This window comes from Brevibacterium sp. UCMA 11752 (genome assembly GCF_021532235.1).
Taxonomy (GTDB): domain Bacteria; phylum Actinomycetota; class Actinomycetes; order Actinomycetales; family Brevibacteriaceae; genus Brevibacterium; species Brevibacterium antiquum.
The window spans coordinates 1,202,059-1,223,229 of sequence record NZ_JACBOS010000003.1; the positions used below are offsets into that span (position 1 = coordinate 1,202,059).

Sequence of the window (21,171 nt, forward strand, 5' to 3'; positions counted from 1 at the left end):
GGAGCCCAACAGACAACCATCAGAATCCCTCCAATGGAAAAGGCCGATCATGAGCGTTCAGCGTTATCTCACAATTCTCCGCGAGCGGTGGGTTGCCGCATTGTCGACGGTTATTCTTGTATTGGCCGCCGTCGGTGGGGTGACTGCACTGCAGCCGCCGACCTACGAGGCATCGGCGAACGTCTTCGTGCGCACGGACCCCGGAAGCTCTGTTGCGGACCGCTCCGCTGCCGCCGATTATGCGCGCCAGCAGATCTCCACCTACGCCGACCTGGTGACCACTCCGATCGTCCTCGATCCGGCGATCGACTCGCTCGGACTGACCACCGATGCCGGAGAACTCGCGAAACGAGTCTCGGCCACGGTTCCAGAAGACACCCTTCTCATCTCGATCACGGCTCAGGCCGGCGACGCCCGATCCTCGGCAGAGTTGGCGAACGCAGTGGCAGCGAGTCTCCGGTCGCAGGTGGCGGAGCTCGAAACGGCGAGTGGACCGGCAACCGTCCAACTCACGGTCGTCACCCCCGCCACCGCTCCGAGCAGTCCGGCGTCACCGAACCTGGTGCAGAACTTCGTCCTCGGTCTGCTCGCCGCACTGCTGGCCGGACTCCTCGCTGCTGTGCTGCGAGATCTCCTCGACAACAGGGTCCGCAAGAGCAGCGATGTCGAGGCTCTGACCGATGCAGCGGTCATCGGCACCGTGGCCCGGATGACGGCAGGAGACGACCACACCCTCGTTTCGCAGTACGGAACTGAAGATGATCAGTCCGAGTCCTATCGGGAACTGCGATCCAATCTGCGGTTCCTCGAATTGGGCGAGACGAGTCGCTCACTGCTCGTGACCTCATCGGTGAAGGGAGAGGGTAAGTCGGTGACGTCCATCAACCTCGCTGCTGCGCTCGCCCGTGCCGACTGCAACGTCCTTCTCGTCGACGCCGACCTGCGGGATCCCTCACTGCACAACTATCTGGGGCTCGAAGGAGGAGCAGGACTGTCGACGGTGCTCATCGGCGATTCCGATCTGGACAATGTGGTTCAGCCCGTGGAACTGCCGAACCTCACTGTCCTGGCCAGCGGTCAGGTTCCGCCCAACCCCGCTGAGCTCCTCGACAGTGACCAGATGACGGCCTTCCTCGACGAAGCCGCAGCCCGGTATGACGTCGTCATTCTCGACTCAGCTCCGCTACTGGCGGCCACAGACGCTGCCGCGCTTGCACGGCGGGTATCCGGGACGATCTTCGTTGCCGGCAGCGGAACCGTCCGCCGGACGCAGATGTCGCAGGCACTGCGGAAGCTGCAGCTCGTCGATCGGCGCCTACTCGGCGTGGTGCTCAACGGAATGCCGAAGACCGACAGCACGACCTATTCGCAGATCTACAGAGACGCCTATGCCGCACAGGCCCCGCAGACTGAGGAAACGGCAGCGCCACGACGTCGTCTGCGCCGTCGAGCGCGCGCATCGGAACAGCGTGCAGACGAGTCAACCGTCGAATCGGATGTTCGCGCAGCTGTGGACGAACTGACGGAGAGTCTGCCGGGACGCAGCCGGAGTCGACATTCGGCATCGCACGGACTGTGGGCTGCCGGCGATGACTGAGCACCTGGCGGTCCATACAGCAGAGAGAGCGGCAGGAGGTGGATGGTCGTGTCCCTGACACTGGTGGAGAAGAAGCTGTCAGCTGATCGCCCCGCTGCCTCGGATCCGCCCGTCCATTCTCCGCTCTTCGTCATCGTCTTCACGGCTGCCTGCCTCTTCGTCGTCATCGTTGCTCGTCTGTGGTTCTCGACAGACGCCTCAGTCGTGAACGTCTCCAGCGAGGTGATGTCGATCGTCTCGTTCGTCCATGGAATGACGCTGTTCGTGTTCCTGGGCCGTGACCGCATCACGCTGCCCGGCTACTTCATGGCCTCCAGTGCCGCCATCATCGGGATCAGCGGACTGCTCGTCATCCCCGACCCCTACTTCATCGAAGGAGCTCGCCCCGAGGTCTACCTCAATGCGGCACTGTTCGCCAGCACTCTCACTCAGATCGGCATCGGAGCGCTGTGCCTGCGATCAGACTCGACAGGACGCCCAGAGCCGGTGATGCTGCCGCTGCGAACGGTGCAGTGGGCGCAGGGCGCCGGAGCCGTCGTGCTCACAATCGCAGCGGTCCTCGGTGACCGCCTCGAGCCCGTGCTCGACGGGGTCGGGTTCTCAGCCATCCTGCTCATCTGTGTCGCGACGCTGCTGAGCCCGAAGGGGCTGCAGAGTGTTTGGAACATCGTCCTCGTGCTCGGCGCCCTCGTGACCTACCCGACGCTGATCATCTCCGGTACGGGCAGACTGCGAGCGATCGCTCTCATCTTGGCCCTCGCCTATGTCTTCTTCCTCCGCTACGGACGGCGCTGGATGAAGACCGCGGGTGTCATCCTCGCGCCCATCCTCTTGGCGGGGTTGGGGGCCTGGAGGAAAGAATACGAGGTGTCCTTGAGCGGGGACTACGGCAACGATACCGGACTGTCATCCATGTTCGTGGCCATCGGCAACTTCGGCTCGTTGGTCCATGACTCCGAACTGGGACGCCTCCCCACCCTCGGTGCTTCTCTTCTGTCTCCGCTGCGATCGGCACTGCCCGACGACCTGGCCCCGCATTGGATCCCCGAAGCCATCGGCTACGAACTCGCGGCACTCACCGATCCGGAACTCTACGGGACCGGGTTCTCCACCGTCGCCTCCATCTACGGCGACCTGTGGTGGAACTTCGGAGCACTTGGACTGGTCATCGGGGTCCCCCTGCTCGCTCTGATGCTTGACCGCATCGATGTGTGGACGGTCCGCAGCTATCGGAGAGCGGCACAGGGCCCGCGCGACCTGCTGTACTTCGTGTTCTTCGCCTCGCTGCTCGGCGGGGTCGGCGACATCGTCTGGGCAGGATTCCACACCTGGATCGTGCGCATGTACGCCCGGATCGCAGCACTGCTTCTGCTCTGGGCGGTCACGTTCTATTCCCCGGCGCAGAACTTTCCCTCCTACGTGTCCTTCGGAACGCAGGGACGGCGCACAACGCCCAGGTGTTCGCTCTCGCGAACTTCGATTCACAGTGAATGAAGGACTGTCCATGACCGTTACCGAGCCTCTCACAATCGCCATCGCCTCCGCCGCCTATCGAGCGCACTATGTTAACTGGTTCAAGGATGCTCTGGCCTCGCAGGGCATTCGGGGTGAGGTGATCGCGCTGGAGTATCGGTCATCGGCGCCGACGTTGGCAGCAGCAGACTGCAGCGTAATCCTGCCCGCTTACAACTCACCGGAGTATCGCGGCGCAGTGCTGGAGTGGGCCCGAAGCGAGTCTCCTGACCTCTTCATCTCGCTCAATGACTATGAACTGCAGATCCTTGCGGATGGTCTTGCCGATGATCTCCGGGAACTCGGATGCACGGTGGCCTCCCTCGGCTCGGCTGCCCAGAAGATCGTCCTCGACAAACGCCTCTTGGCTGCGACTCTCCATGACTGCGCCATCCCGACTCCCACGACGTGGCTGGGCAGCGAAGCCGAGCAGGCGATCAGCGTGAACCCCAGCGGCGACTTCGTCGTCAAGCATCGGTTCGGCAGCGGTTCGGCAGGTTTGGGATTCGCCTCCGCGAAGACTCTTCGCGCGGCTGTCGACGAGTCGGCGCAATCCGCGAAGAGCCCGGACGGCAGAACGAGTTCGGCCGGTCTCGACGCAGTGATCATCCAAGAACAGCTGCCAGGCACCGAATACGGTGTTGACGGAATCTTTTCGCTGCACGGGACCGGAGAGCTGCGCGGAGTGCTGGCACGCCGCAAGGATCGCATGCGGAACGGAGACACAGACGTTGCCACAACAGTGCCCGCTGAACGATTCGCGGCCTCCCTGGCTGCTCTCGGCAGAGTCCTCACACCGGTCGGTCCCATCGACGTCGATTTCAAAGAGTCAGCTGATGGTGAGCCGCTCATCATCGACGTCAATCCGCGTTTCGGAGGAGGCTACCCGTTCTGCCATCTCGCCGGAGCCGATGTCCCCGCTGACATCGTCAGAACGTTGGCCGGGTGGGACGATGATCCGTCTCTGCTGCGGTGTGAACCCGGACTCACCTCGGCCCGACGAGACGACTTCATGGTGCTCGGCCAGGCCTGAAGGCTTCGCGGTGCTCGGCTAAGCCGATTCTGACCAGATGTTTCCTCTCAAGCAGTCTTCTGCGGTGCCCTTTCTCCTGACCTGTTCCAAGGACTCTCCTTGACGGACGAAGACCGCGGGCGGAAACTCGATGAATGACGACTGATAGGACATGGTGTAGGCGCCCACACGCTCGAAGATGATCTGATCGCCTTCGCACAGCAGCGGGGCGTCTTTGAGGACGGTCAGCCGGTCATTCTCCATGCAGGTGAATCCGCAGATTACCTGCTCAGGAACGGACTCCGTCGATGCCGTTTCAAGGCGGAGTCCGAAATCCTTCTCGCGCCGGAACTGCGGATCGATGTCGGTGCGGCTCGCATCGGTGATGACGAAGCGTTGACCTCCGATCTTCTTCACATCGATCACCTGTGCGTGGAATTCGACGGCAACAGCAATGAGCGACCCTCCGGGCTCAACGATCAGTCGAGTCTGTTCGACGTCGATCGTGCCATCGAGTTCTTCGCGGATGGCAGACACATACTGACCGAAAGTCGGGCTCCCTCCGGGACTGTTGAAGAACCCGCCACCGATGTCGATCCAATCGAGGCGAAGCTGATGAGAGGTGATGACCTCTGCGGCCACCGCCGCTGCGGCGCGGAAGACCTCGAGGCTCTGCGTGCGCGAGTTCCTATGCATATGGAGGCCCGTGACTTGCACTCCAGCGGACTCCAATGTGGTGATCGCCTGACTGAGCTCTCCGCTCTCAGCATTGAACCCGAAACGGCTGCTGGCCCCCGCCAAGGTGTTCTCTCCGGGGCAGCGGGCATCAAGATCCCAGTTCACACGCAATCCTGCACGCAGCACACGGTCCGGCTCTTCCGCCGCCAGTTCGGCCGCCCAGCGGACCTCCCGCTTCGAATCCAGATTGATCACGGCCCCGTAGAGCAGTGCCTGCCGGAGACGATCACGGCCTTTGACCGGACCATTGAAGACGATCCGATCAGGTGAGAAACCGACCGCCAGCGCCAATTCGTACTCGGAATCCGAGACCACTTCGGCCCAGACCCCTCGTCTGTGCATGAACGAGAGCAGCCAGGGCAGGGAATTGGTCTTGAACGAGTACGACAGAATCGCGTTCGGCCAGTGACAGTCGAGCGCACGGCGAAAACCACCGACCTGCTCTTCAAGGGCCGGGAGGTCGAGGACATACGACGGTGTCGGCGGCTCACCCGGTCGGACCAGTTGCTTCAGCGCATCAGCCATGCTTCTCTGTTCCTCATTTCCGGGCAGCAGGTGCAACCAGTTGGGCACACCTCGCTGCCAACGTTCGGCACTTCTTGGGGGCTCGCAATCGCTGCTGTCGGGGATTGGACCGACCTCGGTATGTGCGTGGTCATCTCCGCGACAGAGGCCAGCGTCCTGAGCAGACGAACCTGGGCAGACGGTCCTGGGCAGACATGAGAACAGCGATAGTGAAGCGGCAGACCACGATCGGCTTCCGCTGATTTCGACGGTACCAGGATGGGTGCTCCCCAGCGGTTCGTGCACCCGCATTCCCATGGCGGACTACCGCAGAAGAGGCATGGAGCGGCACATAATCGTCTGCTGAGCGGGCACATTGGTAGTCCGAGACGGACCGCAGTCGATGGGCTGATGGAGCAGTCGGGTCAGGTTGGGGAGGAGCGGGGGAGTTGAGATGTACGTCGACGAACACGACGCGGGCTTGATCCGCCGAGATGAAGGATGGGTGGCCGTGAGCTCGAACGCCGAGGGTGGGAGGCAGGATCCTCGTCGCAGTCTGGGCGACTTCATCGTCGAGCTCGAGTCCGCAGGCACCGGCCCGGTCGACCCCGAGCTCTGTCGACGACTCTGGGTCGGGAGTGCCGGTCGTGCTCGATTCGCCAAGTCAGTACTCCGCGCTGCAGCAGCGGCCGGCGTCAGCGTAGATCCTGAATCTGCGACCTTCTCCGAGTGGGTGGCGGAGCTGTGCCCGCCGTTGACTTTGGAGCTCGGTCCCGGCGACGCAATCGCAGCGGCAGTGCTGGCGCAACTCAGCACCGTATCCGAGTCGACCACTCTGCGAGTACTGACGGCGGTGTCCGATGATCTTCTCGTCGGCACCGGTTTCCGTGATCCGGAAGGAGTCATCGACAGGCTCGAGTCCAACGGGGTCCTCATCCGAGTCGACGACGTCGCGCGCGGAACGCTGCTGCAGATCCCGACTCTCATCGCGGCCAAGCTGCGTCACGATCTCGCCGCCGAGGCCGGGGCGGGACCGGTGGTCGCATCGCTGCTCGACGTGCTCATCGACCACATGGAGTCGGCGGGAACCGTCGACGCGGACCTTCTCGGGGATGTGCTGCTCCTGGCTCGACACGGTGGACACTGGGCCCTGCTGCAACGGGTGACCGAGGCGGTGGGCATACCGATGTTCCTGCTCGCACCCCGGCCCGCCTGCACCGCGTTTCGCCTCCTGCCGCCCAAGGTCCGTGCGGCCTGGTCGGGTCTCGAATTCTTCGGAACACTTGCCGAGGACATCGCTGCAGGCACCACTGCCGGAACGCCCGCTGAGATTCGGACGGCGACAGTGAGACAGACAGGGCCGGGAATGCTGAGATCACGGTTGCCCGGAACACTTGATGCGCTGGATCCCGCGACGGTCGAGCTCGGAGATGTCAGACGAGAGGAACAGCCGACCATATTCGTCGGCACGGTCCGCTCGATGATCGGACTGGCCGATGCCGGCCGTCATGGTGAGGCTGCGGAAATGGGAATGCGGGCCGCCGCGACTATCCCCAGCGCACGTGCGCGTTCCATCGTCCGGCTCCTCACCGCGATCGCTCTCCACCACGCAGGAGCGTCCCGCCGCGCATTGTCCCTTCTCAATGAGATCGAAGGACCGGCTCGTGCCGGGCATATCGACGGCGACTTTCTTCTGCCGACTATCATCGCCTGGACGGCCCTCATCTCGGCGATCAGCGGCGATCATGAACGAGCCGATGCGCACCTGGTGGCGGCCGTGGAGCCGTCGAGTGAAATGCGATCCGGTCCCGGCCCGGGTGAGAGCTCAGCCGACCCGGTGCCGCAACCTGCAGTCATCATCGACGAACTGGTCACCCCAGCCAGACGCATCGCTTCAGCGCTGCGGGCCCTCGACCGACTCGATCTCGACCGGGCGAAACGCGAACTCGATGCGCTCTCGACGTATCCGGAACTGCGGACGCTGTGGGTCTACCTGCCGTACATCGCCCGGTCACTGGCGGTTCTGTCGGCCGAGGCGGAGTCCGGGCTGCTGTTCGTCAACGACGATGCGGAACGGTTCCGAGACTCCGGTGTCCTGTCCGAGGCGGAGAAAGATCTGCTGGCGCTCGGGCGCAGCATGGTCTTCATCGCCCTGGGGCAGCTGCGGTGGGCCGAGATAGACCGTGAACGACTCTCTCCGGCCTGTGACGCCCGTATCGTCCTCGACGTCCGTTCGACGCTCGTCGCCGGTCGAAACGACGAGGCGATCTCATGCGCAGACACATGGTTCTATCACCACCCGCTGAGCCCGCGCAGCCGGGCTGAGCTCGCTGCCATCAGAGCAGCGGCCAAGCTGCGCCGCGGGGATGAAGATGCGGCACGGAGCGACTTCTCCACGGCAGTGAGCCTGTCGGCGTGGGTGAGTTCGCTGCTCCCGCTCGCGCTCCTTCCCCTGTCCGACCGCAAGCTGCTCGTCGAGCTCACCGCCGACTCGCCCGCATGGGCGGAAGCTGCGGCGGAATTCTCCGACACCTTCGCAACGCCGGAAGAACTCATCACCCGGCTGCGCACGATCGGCCCGGTCTCCGTGGACATAGCGTCGATGCCCCAGCTCAGTGCGGGAGAGGCCCAGCTCATCGACTTTCTGGCGCGAGGTCTGACCGTCGCCGAGATCGCCGTCGAACTGCAGCAGGTCACCGGCACCGTGAAGAACCGGCTCTCGGCGCTCTACCGCAAGTTCGGGGTGTCGAGCCGGGCGGAAGTGCTCAGTCGTGCCAGGTCTTTCGGCTACCTCGCCTAGGAACACAGTCGAGGCCCAATGACCCTGCCACCTCACGCCGTGACGAGGTCCCGCCTCCGGAACCCGACCGTCCCCGCCCCGACGAGGACCACAGCGATCCCGACGAACCACAGGACCGCCTCGGCGGAGAGATCCTGAGCCGGATACTGCCCGATATGGGTGAACAGGGAGAGGTCGAGGACCGCGTCGTCGAGTTGCATCATCCCGCCGAAGAGGGCGAGCACCGCCGACGCTCCGAAGATGATCCAGCTCAGGCTCATCAACCGCGGGGCGAAGCCGTAGAGCAGGTAGGCGAAGCCGAGCAGGGCCCAGATCGACGGCGTCTGCGCGAGGTGCCCGAGGGTCGTCGGCCACAGCAAGGACCAATCGTCCATCGACACCGCCGCACCGAGACCTTCGCCGAGACCGGCCATGGCCATCAGCCAGCCTGCGCCGACCAGCGTCACGGCGGCCCAAGAAGCCAACCAGCCGCTGGGGGAGACTGCGGTCGCGAGCACCGGTTCGGTGTGGAAGGAGGATTCCTCAGAACGCAGCCCACCCGCGGCGATGACCGCATACGCGCCAACGATGATCGCGAAGTACAGAGCCATATAGCCGAGGTAGCCGTCGACGATTCCGGACCGTCCGCCCATGATCGCCAGAATCTCCGGCGGCATTCCCGCCGCGCCCTCGTCCATGGCTCCCGTGAACGAACCGAACACCACGCCCATGACCAGCATGCTGATCGACCACCAGATCAGATTCGATGCCTGCAGGCGCAGCGCCAGACCGAGAGGTGTTGCCAGCAACGGTCCTGCCCGCGATCGGCCCAGCCGTTCGGCGATGATCCCTGCGCTCAAGTCACGACGTGACTGCAGCACCACGGCAACGACGATGAGGACCGCGAACAGGCCGGCCGAGTACAGCAGCGGCCACCAGCGGTCGAGTGTGAACGGTGCCGTCTGCTGCGCCCACCCCAAGGGGGAGAGCCAGGACAGCCAATCGAGCGAACCCCCGGACACCGCCGACATATCGCCGATACCGCGGACGACGAAGCCGAGCGCAAACACCGCACCGGCCATCGACGAGGCGGCCCTGGCGAAGGCGCTCAGCTGCACGGTGACCGCGGCAACCGCCGCGAACACGCATCCCACCGCGCCGATCCCGATCGCGAACAGCACTGTCGCCGACCACGATTCCGGCTCGGCCTGCGAGAATCCGAACGCAGCAGCCATTCCCGCGCTGAGCAGGACATTCATGAACACCGTGAGCACGAGGGCCGCGATGAGCTGAGTGTGCCGACCGGTGACCCCGGCGCGGACGAGTTCGGCCCGCCCGGTCTGCTCCTCCGCGCGAGTGTGCCGAGAGACGGTGAGGATCGACATCAGTGCCGACCCGATCATGAGGAACACCCCGTACATTCCGACGATGAACCGGGGGATCGTCACCTGATCGAGCCCGTACCCCGGCCCCGTGATGAGCGCCATCACCGGATTCTTCGCAAAGGCCGTCATCGCCTGCAGCGAATCCGAGTCCATGACCACAGCGATCGCATTCGCGAAATATGCGGTGAGCGCGGAGAGCGCGAGCACCCAGATCGGCAGCCACAGCCGGTCCCGTCGCAGCATGAACCTCAGCAGGTGACCCAGCCCAGCCAGGCTTCCCTCGCCGAGGCGGCCGCCCCGCTCGCGTTCATGTGCACCATGATGGCGCCCGGACCGTGGTGCCGTCGCCCCACCGCTGTGGACGGGACGATCTCCGTCTTCCGTGTGCGCAGCCAGCAGATTCATGGCTCATTCCTCCTTGCCGTAGTGCCGCAGGAGCAGCTGTTCGAGGGTCGGCGGGGTGGCGGTGAGCGATTCGACATCATGCTCGCCGAGTGCCCGCATGATCTGCGGCAGCTGAGCGGTATCGGCGCTGAAATGCAGCCGCGAACCCTCGCGCACGAGGTCATGGACTCCTGCCATCTCGGACAGAGCGGGCACATCGTGTTCGAGTCCGACGGTGATTGTCGTCCGCGACAGGTGGCGCAGATCTGCCAGGGCACCGGATTCGACGATCCGTCCTGACCTGATGATCGATACCCGATCGGCCAGCGCCTCCACCTGAGCCAGGATGTGGCTCGAGAGCAGAACCGTGCGGCCCTCCTCCTTGGCCTCTCTGATGCACTGTTGGAATACGGCCTCCATGAGTGGGTCGAGGCCAGCCGTCGGTTCATCGAGGAGCAGGACGTCGACATGGGAGGCCAGCGCGGAGATCAGTGCGACCTTCTGCCTGTTTCCCTTCGAGTACGTCCGGCCCTTCTTGCGTGGGTCGAGGTCGAAGCGCTCGATGAGTTCGTTGCGTCTGCTGATGTCGACCCCGCCGCGCAGGCGGGCGAACAGGTCGATCGCCTCACCGCCGGTCAGGCTCGGCCAGAGTTCGACATCACCGGGAACATAGGCGAGTCTGCGGTGCAGCGACACCGCCTTCGCCCAGGGATCCTCTCCGAGGAGCCTGATGCGCCCCGAATCATGTTTGAGGATTCCGAGCAGAATCCGGATGGTCGTGGACTTTCCGGCGCCATTCGGTCCCAGGAAGCCATGGACCTCGCCGCGGGCGACGTCAAGTGACAGTCCGTCGAGTGCGCGAACGCGTCCGAAGCTCTTGACGACGTCCTGCATGGAGATGGCCGCGGTGTCGTGGTCGGCGGTCGCCGAGGCGGGGCCCGGGGTGTTCGTCGTCGTGGTCATGATTGATCGCCTCCAAGGGGATCGGTGGGGTCGGAATCTGTGTCGGCACGATCAGGTCGGGCATCGTCGGAAACGGGTTCGGTGTCTGCACGATCGGGCTGCGACGGATCGGGCTGTCCCTCGGGCGTCGCTGAGAGGACGCCGTTGAGGTAGAGGTCGAGCAGGTGAGGCGCGAGACGTGTCATCGTCTCAGCCGTACTGTTCGTGCCCAGGGACGTCTGCAGCCGCTGGGCGAGTATTGACGGGGAGAGCGCGAGGGTCGCGATCGTCGCCGCCTGGCCGCGCGGGTCGTCGCTCTGGCGGAAGGCGTACCCTGCGAAGCCGTGGGAGATGTAGTCCTCAACCAGGTCGACATAGTGCTCGAAGTAGCGCTGGCCGTGTTCGCTGGGATCGAGCAGGGACTTCATGAGGTAGTCGATCTTCGTGCTCATGTCCGGATCGTCGAAGATCATCTGCATGGCGTGGACCGCGTACTCGGCGTTCTGAGCCTTCGACTCGGCGATCGCGGCGAAGACATGATCGTCACAAGCCGTGCGCAGACCTTCCTTCGACCCGAAGTGGTGGATGACGAGCCCAGGAGAGACCCCAGCCGCCGAGGCGATGCTGCGGATCGTCGATTTCGTGAACCCGTGCTCGGAGAACTCTCGGACCGCGGCCGTGAGGATCTTCTCCGCAGTCTCCGGCGAGGAGTTGGGGGAACGAGTGGGCTTCGCCCCTGACGTGCCCTGCTTCTTCGTAGTTCCCAGCTTCTGCGGAATCGAGTCATCATGTTTTGAACGCATGTTTAATATTAAACGCATGTTCAATGCTGGAGTCAATGGGTAGCGGATGAATTCATTCACCCCTTGACATACAACCTTATGGTTGTATGATTCGATGTATGGAAGCACTTCTGGACGATCAGGTGGATGCGATGTTCCAGGCATTGGCCGATCGGACGCGTCGGGACATTGTGCGGCGAGTCATGGATGAAGAGCTTTCAGTGTCCGAGCTCGCCGAGTCCTATGAGATGAGCTTCGCAGGGGTGCAGAAGCACGTTGCCGTGCTCGAGCGCGCGGGACTCGTGTCGAAGCGACGAGTCGGCAGGGCACAGATCGCTCGAGTCGAGATGAGCGCGATCCGCACCGTGGCGTCGCTGCTGAACGAGCTCGAGGACATGTGGCGTGCGAGAGTCGCGCGCATCGATGACCTGCTTGCCGACGACGAGGCGGCCGGTCGATGAAGTGACCCGATCCCGTCAAATGGGCGGGAGATGAGACATTCGAGGAGAAGCCATGCCAGTTCTGGACACCACTCATGATGAAGAGACGCTGACCCTGACGATGGTCGCTGAATTCGCGGCGCCGCCGGAGCGAGTCTGGGAGGTCTACGCCGACCCACGCCAGTTGGAGAGAGTCTGGGGGCCACCCACCTATCCGGCCACGGTCGTCGACCACTCGCTGACCCCCGGCGGCAGGGTCACCTACTACATGACCAGCCCGGAAGGTGAGAAGTTCTGTGGCCTCTGGGAGGTCTTCGCAGTCGAAGCCCCGAAACGATTGGCCTTCCGCGACTATTTCGCGGATGAGGAGTTCAACGTTGACTCATCGATGCCAGGAAGCAGCAGCGTCTACACCTTCGAAGCGATCGACGGTGGGACTCGCGTCACCTACGAATCCACTTTCGATTCCCTTGAGGGCCTCAAGACCGTACTCGATATGGGCATGGTCGAAGGTGCCACAAGCGCGATGGCCCAGATCGACGAGCTGCTCGCTCAGGACTGAGGCTGGCCTGTCTCGAGATGCCGGCCCGGCATAGGCGTGTCGGACTCGAGGTCCTCATCCCTGGACCTGTGCCTGCATCGAGCGGCGCGGGGCATCGGGCCTGACCGGGATGATGAGGAGCAGACCGATGAAGAGCACGAGCAGGATCCCCAATGTGCCGGCCCGTTGGAAGCCGAAGATCGAAATCGAGACCGCGAACATGGCCGGGCCCAGGAAGCTCACGGCACGACCGGTCGTGGCGTAGAGCCCGAAGTTCTCACCGGCGCGTTCGGGCGGGGTGATCCTGGCCAGGAAGGACCTGCTCGACGCCTGCACAGGTCCGACGCAGAAGCTGAGCACGAGCGCGCAGACCCAGAACACGACTGCGGTATCGCTGAAGAGGATCGGCATGCCGCCGAGGAGGATGATGATGAGTCCGGTGATGATGACGGGCTTCGGGCCGAGCCTGTCATCGAAATAACCGGCGATCATGGCACCGGTGCCGGCTGCGACGTTGGCAGCTACGCCCAGGATGATGATCTCCGAGGCTGAGAATCCGTAGCTGCCTGCCGCGAGGACACCGGCGAAGGCGAAGATCGCGGCCAGGCCGTCGCGGAACACCGCCGAGGCGATGAAGAATCGCAGCGTCTGGTGCTCTTCTTTCCACATCCGCACGAGGCGGCGGACCAGCGCGCCGTAGTCGGCGATGAACGCCCGGATCGGGTGTCCCGACGATGGATTCGTGGCCTTGGCGCTGGGCGCCGTGAACAGCACCGGCAGGGCGAAGAGCGCGAACCAGACTGCGGACAGGGCGGCGACGACGCGGAATCTCATTCCGCCCTCGTCGCCGGCTCCGAAGAGCCCCACTTCGGGCTGGATCACGAGGAGGAGAAGGATGACGAGGAGCACGAGACCGCCGGCGTAGCCCATGCCCCAGCCGAAGCCGGAGACCTTTCCGACGTTGTCAGGCTGGGTGATGCGAACCATGATGCCGTTGTAGGACACCTCGGCGAATTCGAAGAACACGCTGCCCATGGCGATGAGGAGGAGGCCCAGCCACAGATATTCGGGGGAGTCTCGGACGAAGAAGAGCCCGAACATCGTGAGGATGACGATTCCGGTGTGGACTCCCAGCCACAGCTTGTGCCGCCCGCCGGAGTCGGCCCGAGTGCCAGCGGCCGGAGCCACCAGGGCGATGACGAGTCCGGCCGCGGCCGTCGACCAGCCCAGGGCCGAAGACCCGGCCTCCTCGGTCGCCGCCACACTCTTCGTCAGATAAGGGGCGAAGACGAAGGTGATGATGACCGCGTTGAAGGAGGCCGACCCCCAATCCCAGAGTGCCCAGCTGAGAATTCTGAACCGGGGACTCCCACGGGTGCTCGCTTGTGTCTCCATGGTTGAACTGTACGCAATCATTGTCGGTGCAGCTGTCTGTGACCGGGGCCAACCGCTGAGCTGTGAATATCGACCGCTGAGCTGTGAATATCAACCGCTGAGCTGTGAATATCAACCGCTGAGCTGTGAATATGGGGACTTTCCGGGCAGTTTTCTGGGAATAGCTTGATAGCAAGGGTGAGGTGCGGCAGAGTGGATTGACGTTCACGCCCACTCAATCCGAAAGGCCTCATGGATACCTCCGACGAGAAGGAGAGCGTTGGGGCGGAAGAAACGTCCGCCTCGGCGCCGACAAACGATCGTGACCACCCGCACATGCTGGTCGAGGGGCCGGATCCGATCAGACTGCACCTGCCCCGGAATGTATCGATCTCCGAGGACGATGACGATGACGCGATCACCGCCAAGCTGCGAGCTCAAGGCGTGCGCATCGGCAAGGGGATGGTCGCCCCGGCCGTGTTCTGGCCCGCCCTGATCACCATTCTGGTCATCGCGGTGTTGGCGATCGTCCTGCCCGATGGCACCAGCAAGATCCTCACGAGCATCAACGACTGGATCGTCGCCGACCTCGGTTGGTACTACATGCTCGTCATCGGCGGCCTCGTCATCTTCTCCATCGTGCTCGGATTCTCGAAGTTCGGAAAGATCACGCTCGGTCGTGACGGGGAGAAGCCCGAATTCGGAGTATTCTCCTGGTTCGCGATGCTCTTCGCCGCTGGCATGGGCATCGGACTGGTCTTCTACGGCGTCGGCGAGCCGCTGTCCTACGCCACCTCTGACCCCAAGCCGGGTTGGTCGGGCAGCGAGGCGGATGTGTCCAAGCTGGCGATGGCGCAGACGTTCATCCACTGGGGGCTGCACCCCTGGGCGATCTACGCCGTGATCGGTTTGGCGCTGGCCTACGCGATCCACCGTCGCGGACGGCCGGTCTCGATCCGGTGGGCTCTGGAACCGCTGCTCGGACATCGTGTCAAGGGATGGATGGGCGATGTCATCGACGTCCTCGCCATCTTCGGCACCGTGTTCGGCATTGCGACCTCTCTCGGTCTCGGTGTCAATCAGATCTCGTCCGGTCTCAAGGAGATCGGCGTCGTCAGTGATTACGGCGACTGGTTCCTCGTCATCCTCATCGTCATCATCACATTCCTGGCCACCTTGTCTGTGGTCTCGGGAGTCGGTGCGGGAATCAAATGGCTCTCGAACATCAACCTGTCGATGGCGGGTCTGCTCCTCATCGCAGTGCTGCTGCTCGGCCCCACCCTGTTCCTGTTCCAGAACCTCATCGAATCTCTCGGCGTCTACCTCGCGAACTTCTTCAACATGACCTTCGACGTCGGTGCCTACACCGGTGAAGAGGGCGCCACGTGGAGTTCGACGTGGACGATCTTCTACTGGGGCTGGTGGATCTCCTGGGCGCCGTTCGTCGGTGTGTTCATCGCCCGCATTTCGCGTGGCCGGACCGTGCGTGAGTTCATTGCCGGTGTGCTCCTTGTGCCGACCGTCGTCGGGTTCATCTGGTTCGCGGCACTCGGCGGCACAGGAATCTACCAGGAGCTCTTCGGGTCCGGCGGACTCGTCGATCCCGAGGACGGAGTCGTCGCAGAGAAGGTGCTCTTCGACGTGCTCGGCTCTCTTCCCATGGGCAGCATCCTCTCTGTGGTGGCCATCATCTTGGTGGCGATCTTCTTCATCACTTCGTCGGACTCCGGATCGCTGGTCGTCGACATGCTGGCCTCCGGCGGACATCCGAACCCACCGGTATGGTCCCGCATCCTGTGGGCCGGACTCGAGGGCGCGCTGGCGATCGGGCTGCTCCTGGCGGGCGGGCTTGGCGCACTGCAGGCGGCCTCTCTGGCTACGGCTCTGCCCTTCAGCATCATTCTGATACTGATCGCGGTATCCACGGTGCGGGCATTCCAGCTCGAAGCCGCTCGAACCCGAGAGATCGAGACCGGACAGCGCTACCACGAGGTCGGTGAACACATCGCCGATGACTTCGACGAGTACCTCGGCGATAAGGTCGATGCCCGCATCGACTACCGCTTGTCGCGGACCAAGGGTGTCCTGGGCAGGAGGCCCAAGGAGGACCGGAAGTCGAGGGACGTTCACTAGGCAGCCGGCCAGAGACGGCACTGCCGAAACGACAGAGGCGACTTGGGGTGAACCCGGGTCGCCTCTGTCGGCGCACAGGCCGTCGACGAGAATTTGGTGTGCACGGCGGGGAGTGCTTCTGTCGCCCGCTGGAGACCGAGTAGTCTGGGGGCAACCGAAAGCGCATCGAATCCACCGATTAAGGAGCCCCTATGCCCATTGCAAGCCCCGAAGTGTATTCCGAGATGATCAACCGGGCGAAGTCGGAGGGCTTCGCCTATCCCGCGATCAACTGCACCTCCTCCCAGACGATCAACGCGGCCATCCGCGGCTTCGCTGAGGCCGGATCCGACGGCATCGTCCAGATCTCGACCGGAGGTGCCGAGTACATCTCCGGCCCGACGATCAAGGATCGCGTCCGCGGTGCGATCGCGTTCTCCGTCTTCGCCGCCGAGGTGGCCAAGAGCTACGACGTCAACATCGCACTGCACACCGACCACGCCCCGAAGAAGGAGGTCGAAGAATGGGTCAAGCCGTTGCTGGCTCTGTCGACCGAACGCGTGAAGAACGGCGGCGAGCCCTACTTCCAGTCGCACATGTGGGACGGTTCGGCCGTTCCCCTCGATGAGAACCTGGTCCTCGCCGAGGAGCTGCTCGAGCTCTCAGCGGCAGCTCACTCGATCCTCGAGATCGAGGTCGGCGTCGTCGGCGGCGAAGAGGACGGCGTTGAGAACGAGATCAACGAGAAGCTCTACACCTCGGTCGCCGATGGTCTGGCCACGGTCAAGGCCCTGGGCTCCGGCGAGAAGGGCCGCTACCTCACAGCGCTGACCTTCGGAAACGTCCACGGCGTCTACAAGCCGGGCAATGTGAAGCTGCGTCCCGAGCTGCTCGGTGAGATCCAGACCGATGTCGGCGCGCAGGTCGGCAAGGACAAGCCCTTCGACCTCGTCTTCCACGGCGGCTCGGGTTCGAGCGCAGAGGAGATCGCCGAAGCCGTCCGTCACGGTGTCGTGAAGATGAACATCGACACGGACACTCAGTACGCTTTCACCCGCCCCGTCGTCGAGCACATGTTCCGCAACTACGACGGAGTGCTCAAGATCGACGGTGAGGTCGGAAACAAGAAGATCTACGACCCGCGCGCCTACGGCAAGGCAGCAGAGGCCGGCATGGCCGATCGCATCGTCGAAGCCTGCCAGAACCTCGGCTCCGCCGGCACCAGCCTGAAGTAAGCGGCACCAGCCTGAAGTAAGCGGTACACGCCGACGCTCCTGAGCAGCACTGCAGCTTGTGGGGACACAGCAGCACTGCAGCTTATGGGGACACAGCAGCACGGCGGCGTGTGGAGAACACACAGCAACAGCGGTAAGACGCGAGGTCCGGGACGCCATTGTCCCGGACCTCGCGAGCATTCATCGCTGTGTATTCAATTGTGGTGCCGATGCCGATGCCGATGCCGACCTGCGATCGGCACCGACGGCATGTGATCAGCCTTCGGAGACTCTCTCTCCCGCGGCCACCTTGGCGATGCGCTTGTCCCAGAAATCAGCGTTCCTGATGTTGAGCGCTTTGGGATCGAAGACCGGATCCAGGCCCTGCTTCCTCTGACGCTCGAAGTCCCGGAGGAGCTTGAACGCCGGACCCTGCAGGATGAGGATCGCGATGATGTTGAGCCATGCCATGAGTCCCACGCCGATGTCGCCGAGCGCCCAGGCACTGCCGGAGGCCGACATCGCGCCGACGGCGACGGCGATGAGGATGAGCACCTGCAGGACGCGCTTGCCGATGGTCAGCGGCAGGGTGTTCTTGAACCGGCCCAACAGGTAGACCAGGTTGGTCTCGGCCATGTAGTAGTAGGCGACGATCGTCGTCAGGGCGAAGAGGAAGATCGAGATCGCGATGAAGCCGGCACCGAGGCCGGAGATCATCGTGTCGAGACCGGCCTGGGGCCACTTCTCGCCCGGAGTCGCAGCGATCGACTCGACCATCTGTCCGCGGCCGGTTCCGATGATGGTCTCACCATCGTCACCGAAGACCTTGTACATGCCGGTGGAGAGGATCATGAATGCGGTTGCGGAACACACGAACAGGGTGTCGATGTAGACCGACCCCGCCTGGACGAGGCCCTGCTTCGACGGATGTGAGACCTCGGCGGCGGCAGCAGCGTGAGGTCCGGTGCCCTGACCGGCTTCGTTCGAGTAGATTCCGCGCTGGACGCCCCACTGGACTGCCATGCCGATGATTCCGCCGAAGGCGGCCTCTGGTCCGGCGTCGATGCCGAAGGCGGACTTGAACACGAGCTCGAAGACCGGGATGATCTGGTCGGCGTTGATCAGGGTCACGGCGATCGCGGCGATGATGTAGATGACGGCCATAAAGGGCACAGCCAACGAGGCGAAGTGCGCGATGCGCTTGACTCCGCCGATGACGATGAAGCCCATGATCACGGCGAGGATGATCGCAGTCACCCAGGTCGGAGTGCCCCAGGCGTTCTCGACGGCACCGGAGATCGCGTTGGACTGGATGCCCGGGAGCATGAAGCTCATGGCCATGACGGTCACTGCTGCGAAGACCATGCCGTAGACCTTGAACAGGCCTCTGGCCTTGGTGTGGCGGTAGGCCTTTTCGATGTAGTAGGCCGGGCCGCCGCGGTATTCGCCGGTCTTGGGGTCCTGCTCTTTGAACACCTGGCCGAGAGTGGATTCGACATAGGAGGTCGACGCGCCCAGCAGTGCGGAGATCCACATCCACACGATGGCACCGGGCCCGCCGAAGCCGATGGCGGTGGCGACGCCGGCGATGTTGCCGACTCCGACACGACCGGCCAGCGAGATCGCCAGGGCCTGGAACGAGGAGACGCCTTCATCGGAGCTCTTGCCACGGAACATCTGCGTGAAGATCGCTTTGATCTGTCGGATCTGGACGGCGCGGGAACGGATCGTGAAGTAGACACCGGCGCCGAGGCACAGGTAGACGAGAGCAGACGACCAGATGATGCTGTTGAGCCATTCGAGGACTGCGGACATGCTTCTCCTATCAGGAGGCAAAAGACGGGTTTGACCAATGGGCGGGATCCGGCAGTGAGCTGGATCAAGCATTTATATGGGCGATCACCGAAAGGGGCATGGGCTTTCGCTGTGATCGACCTCATAAGTCAAACGGATTGTGACCCGTGACGCAAATCCGGTGGTCACGGCCCGGAAAATCAGCCCGGACGCCGATTCCCTCAAGACCATCGGCACATTTCAATGTGATGACAGAGTGGGACGAATCATACTGTGCAGTTCACTATTTGGGACGCGAACCGTAAGATGTGGTGCGGATCTCTCCGAGCAAAGACGACACGGAGAGCACTTTGGATGACAAGGAACACAATGAAACGTCGAACTGGTGCAAAGGCAGTGGCCATCGCCGCTGCCGGCGCTTTGCTACTCTCGGCATGCTCAACCTCGACCACTGGTGGAGACGGCGAAGAGGGCGGTGGTTCCCTCACAGTGGGCACCACGGACAAGGTTGTCGCTCTCGACCCGGCTGGTGCCTACGACAACGGAAGCTCGCTCGTCGAACAGCAGGTCTACCCGTTCATCTTGGCCTACAAGCCGGGCACGGCAGAGCTCAATCCCTCTATCGCTGAATCAGCGGATTTCAGTGAGCCGACGAAGTACGAGGTCAAGCTCAAAGAAGGGCTGAAGTACGCCAACGGAAACGAACTCACCTCCTCGGACGTGAAGTTCTCCTTCGAGCGACAGCTGAAGATTCAGGATCCGAACGGACCTTCGTCCCTCCTCGGCGGACTGAAGTCGGTCGAGACCCCGGACGAACAGACCGTCGTCTTCAACCTCAAGCGCAAGAACGACCAGACCTGGCCGGGTGTGCTGGCCAGCGCCGCGGGACCGATCGTCGATGAGGACGTGTTCGAGCCGGACAAGATCACCGAAAACCAGGCCATCGTCGATGGCAAGGCCTTCGCTGGTCCCTACACGATCGACGGCTTCAAGTTCAATGAGCTGCTGACCTACAAGGCCAACCCCGACTATGAAGGCTTCATCGAGCCGGCGAAGACCGAGACCGTGCAGATGAAGTACTTCTCTGACGCGAACAACATGAAGCTCGAGGTCCAGGAGGGCAAGATCGACGTGGCCTGGCGATCGCTGTCGGCCACCGACATCGAAGACCTCGGCACCAAGGAAGACCTCAAGGTCCACAAGGGCCCCGGTGGCGAGATCCGCTACATCGTGTTCAACATGGACACGATGCCCTTCGGCGCGAAGACCGATGAGGCCGATGAGAAGAAGTCGCTGGCAGTGCGCCAGGCAATGGCCGATTCCGTCGACCGTCAGGCCATCGCCTCGCAGGTCTACAAGGACACCTTCACCCCGCTGTACTCCCATGTCCCCGACGGACTGCCGGGAGCCGACGAGCCGCTGAAGTCGGAATACGGAGACGGGAAGGGAGGCGCCGACGTCGACAAGGCCAAGAAGGCCCTCAAGGACGCCGGCGTCAAGACCCCGGTCAAGCTCAACCTCCAGTACAACCCCGACCACTACGGTCCCTCATCGGGCGACGAATACGCCTTGGTCAAGGACCAGCTGGACAAGACGGGGCTGTTCAAGGTCAACCTCCAGTCGACCGAATGGGTGCAGTACAACAAGGACCGCACCGCCGACTCCTACCCGATGTACCAGCTGGGTTGGTTCCCGGACTACTCGGACGCCGACAACTATCTCGTGCCGTTCTTCTACGACACGAAGGAGACGCCGAGCTTCCTGGACAACAACTACAGGAACAAGTCGATGAACAAGGCGCTGAACGCTCAGTCCTCCATCGACGACAAGGGCAAGCGCGCGGAAGCGCTGAAGAAGATCCAGGGTCAGCTGGCTGAAGAGCTGCCGACCCTGCCGCTCCTTCAGGGCAACCAGATCGCGGTGTCCGGCAAGGACGTCAAGGGCGTCGATGACACCCTCGACCCTGCGTTCCAGTTCCGTTTGGCACTGCTGAGCAAGTGAGAGCGCGAACCACACGCGTCGCCAACGGCGTGAGAGTGCGCACGGCGAAGCTCCGACGAT

Annotated in this window: 15 protein-coding genes; 9 read left to right on the forward strand and 6 right to left on the reverse strand. The window is 63.2% G+C overall.

Annotation, left to right across the window (positions count from 1 at the left end; all coding sequences use genetic code 11):
* The first annotated feature begins 49 nt into the window (after positions 1-49).
* From HU144_RS05405 to HU144_RS05415, 3 genes are read left to right on the forward strand one after another with little or no spacing between them, the layout of a single operon-like run.
* Positions 50-1,597: a polysaccharide biosynthesis tyrosine autokinase gene (locus tag HU144_RS05405; protein WP_235350456.1), complete on the forward strand. Its 1,548-nt coding sequence runs from the start codon at positions 50-52 to the stop codon at positions 1,595-1,597.
* A 48-nt stretch (positions 1,598-1,645) separates the two neighbouring features.
* Positions 1,646-3,091: a hypothetical protein gene (locus tag HU144_RS05410; protein WP_235350457.1), complete on the forward strand. Its 1,446-nt coding sequence runs from the start codon at positions 1,646-1,648 to the stop codon at positions 3,089-3,091.
* A 10-nt stretch (positions 3,092-3,101) separates the two neighbouring features.
* Positions 3,102-4,142 (forward strand): ATP-grasp domain-containing protein, encoded by a 1,041-nt coding sequence (locus HU144_RS05415; RefSeq protein WP_235350458.1) that lies wholly within the window; start codon positions 3,102-3,104, stop codon positions 4,140-4,142.
* A gap of 18 nt (positions 4,143-4,160) precedes the next feature.
* Here the strand turns inward: HU144_RS05415 and HU144_RS05420 are convergent, their stop codons facing one another.
* Positions 4,161-5,384, reverse strand: a complete 1,224-nt coding sequence (locus HU144_RS05420; protein WP_235350459.1) for a hypothetical protein — start codon at positions 5,382-5,384, stop codon at positions 4,161-4,163.
* Positions 5,385-5,817: 433 nt separating this feature from the next.
* Between HU144_RS05420 and HU144_RS05425 the strand changes: the two genes are divergently transcribed.
* Positions 5,818-8,163: a helix-turn-helix domain-containing protein gene (locus HU144_RS05425; protein ID WP_235350460.1), complete on the forward strand. Its 2,346-nt coding sequence runs from the start codon at positions 5,818-5,820 to the stop codon at positions 8,161-8,163.
* A gap of 32 nt (positions 8,164-8,195) precedes the next feature.
* On the opposite strand, the gene HU144_RS05430 is transcribed toward HU144_RS05425, so the two are convergent.
* The 3 genes from HU144_RS05430 to HU144_RS05440 are packed head-to-tail and all read right to left on the reverse strand — an operon-like array spanning position 8,196 to position 11,656.
* Positions 8,196-9,932, reverse strand: a complete 1,737-nt coding sequence (locus HU144_RS05430; protein ID WP_235350461.1) for an ABC transporter permease — start codon at positions 9,930-9,932, stop codon at positions 8,196-8,198.
* Positions 9,933-9,935: 3 nt separating this feature from the next.
* Positions 9,936-10,874, reverse strand: a complete 939-nt coding sequence (locus tag HU144_RS05435; protein WP_235350462.1) for an ABC transporter ATP-binding protein — start codon at positions 10,872-10,874, stop codon at positions 9,936-9,938.
* Positions 10,871-11,656, reverse strand: a complete 786-nt coding sequence (locus HU144_RS05440; protein ID WP_235350463.1) for a TetR/AcrR family transcriptional regulator — start codon at positions 11,654-11,656, stop codon at positions 10,871-10,873. Before HU144_RS05440 ends, HU144_RS05435 begins: the two co-directional genes overlap by 4 nt.
* A 98-nt stretch (positions 11,657-11,754) precedes the next feature.
* Between HU144_RS05440 and HU144_RS05445 the strand changes: the two genes are divergently transcribed.
* Together HU144_RS05445 and HU144_RS05450 are read left to right on the forward strand one after the other, a co-directional pair.
* Entirely contained in the window at positions 11,755-12,096 is a 342-nt protein-coding gene (locus HU144_RS05445; RefSeq protein ID WP_235350464.1) for an ArsR/SmtB family transcription factor, read from the forward strand.
* 52 nt (positions 12,097-12,148) lie between these two features.
* Positions 12,149-12,637 carry an SRPBCC family protein gene (locus HU144_RS05450; RefSeq protein WP_235350465.1) on the forward strand — a complete coding sequence of 163 codons (489 nt, stop codon included), beginning with the start codon at positions 12,149-12,151 and terminating at the stop codon, positions 12,635-12,637.
* Positions 12,638-12,691: 54 nt separating this feature from the next.
* Here HU144_RS05450 and HU144_RS05455 read toward each other — a convergent pair whose 3' ends face one another.
* On the reverse strand, positions 12,692-14,011 hold the full coding sequence (locus HU144_RS05455) for an MFS transporter (protein WP_235350466.1): 1,320 nt from the start codon (positions 14,009-14,011) through the stop codon (positions 12,692-12,694).
* A gap of 315 nt (positions 14,012-14,326) precedes the next feature.
* On the opposite strand from HU144_RS05455, the gene HU144_RS05460 reads away from it, so the two are divergent.
* Together HU144_RS05460 and fbaA are read left to right on the forward strand one after the other, a co-directional pair.
* The gene (locus tag HU144_RS05460; protein WP_235352662.1) at positions 14,327-16,123 is read left to right on the forward strand and encodes a BCCT family transporter; all 1,797 of its coding nucleotides are present in this window, start codon (positions 14,327-14,329) and stop codon (positions 16,121-16,123) included.
* A gap of 191 nt (positions 16,124-16,314) precedes the next feature.
* Positions 16,315-17,337, forward strand: a complete 1,023-nt coding sequence (gene fbaA / locus HU144_RS05465; protein ID WP_143920916.1) for a class II fructose-bisphosphate aldolase — start codon at positions 16,315-16,317, stop codon at positions 17,335-17,337.
* 255 nt (positions 17,338-17,592) lie between these two features.
* Here the strand turns inward: fbaA and HU144_RS05470 are convergent, their stop codons facing one another.
* Positions 17,593-19,131 carry an alanine/glycine:cation symporter family protein gene (locus HU144_RS05470; protein WP_096178045.1) on the reverse strand — a complete coding sequence of 513 codons (1,539 nt, stop codon included), beginning with the start codon at positions 19,129-19,131 and terminating at the stop codon, positions 17,593-17,595.
* A gap of 348 nt (positions 19,132-19,479) precedes the next feature.
* Between HU144_RS05470 and HU144_RS05475 the strand changes: the two genes are divergently transcribed.
* Entirely contained in the window at positions 19,480-21,111 is a 1,632-nt protein-coding gene (locus HU144_RS05475) for an ABC transporter substrate-binding protein (RefSeq protein ID WP_096178048.1), read from the forward strand.
* The last annotated feature ends 60 nt before the right edge of the window (positions 21,112-21,171 follow it).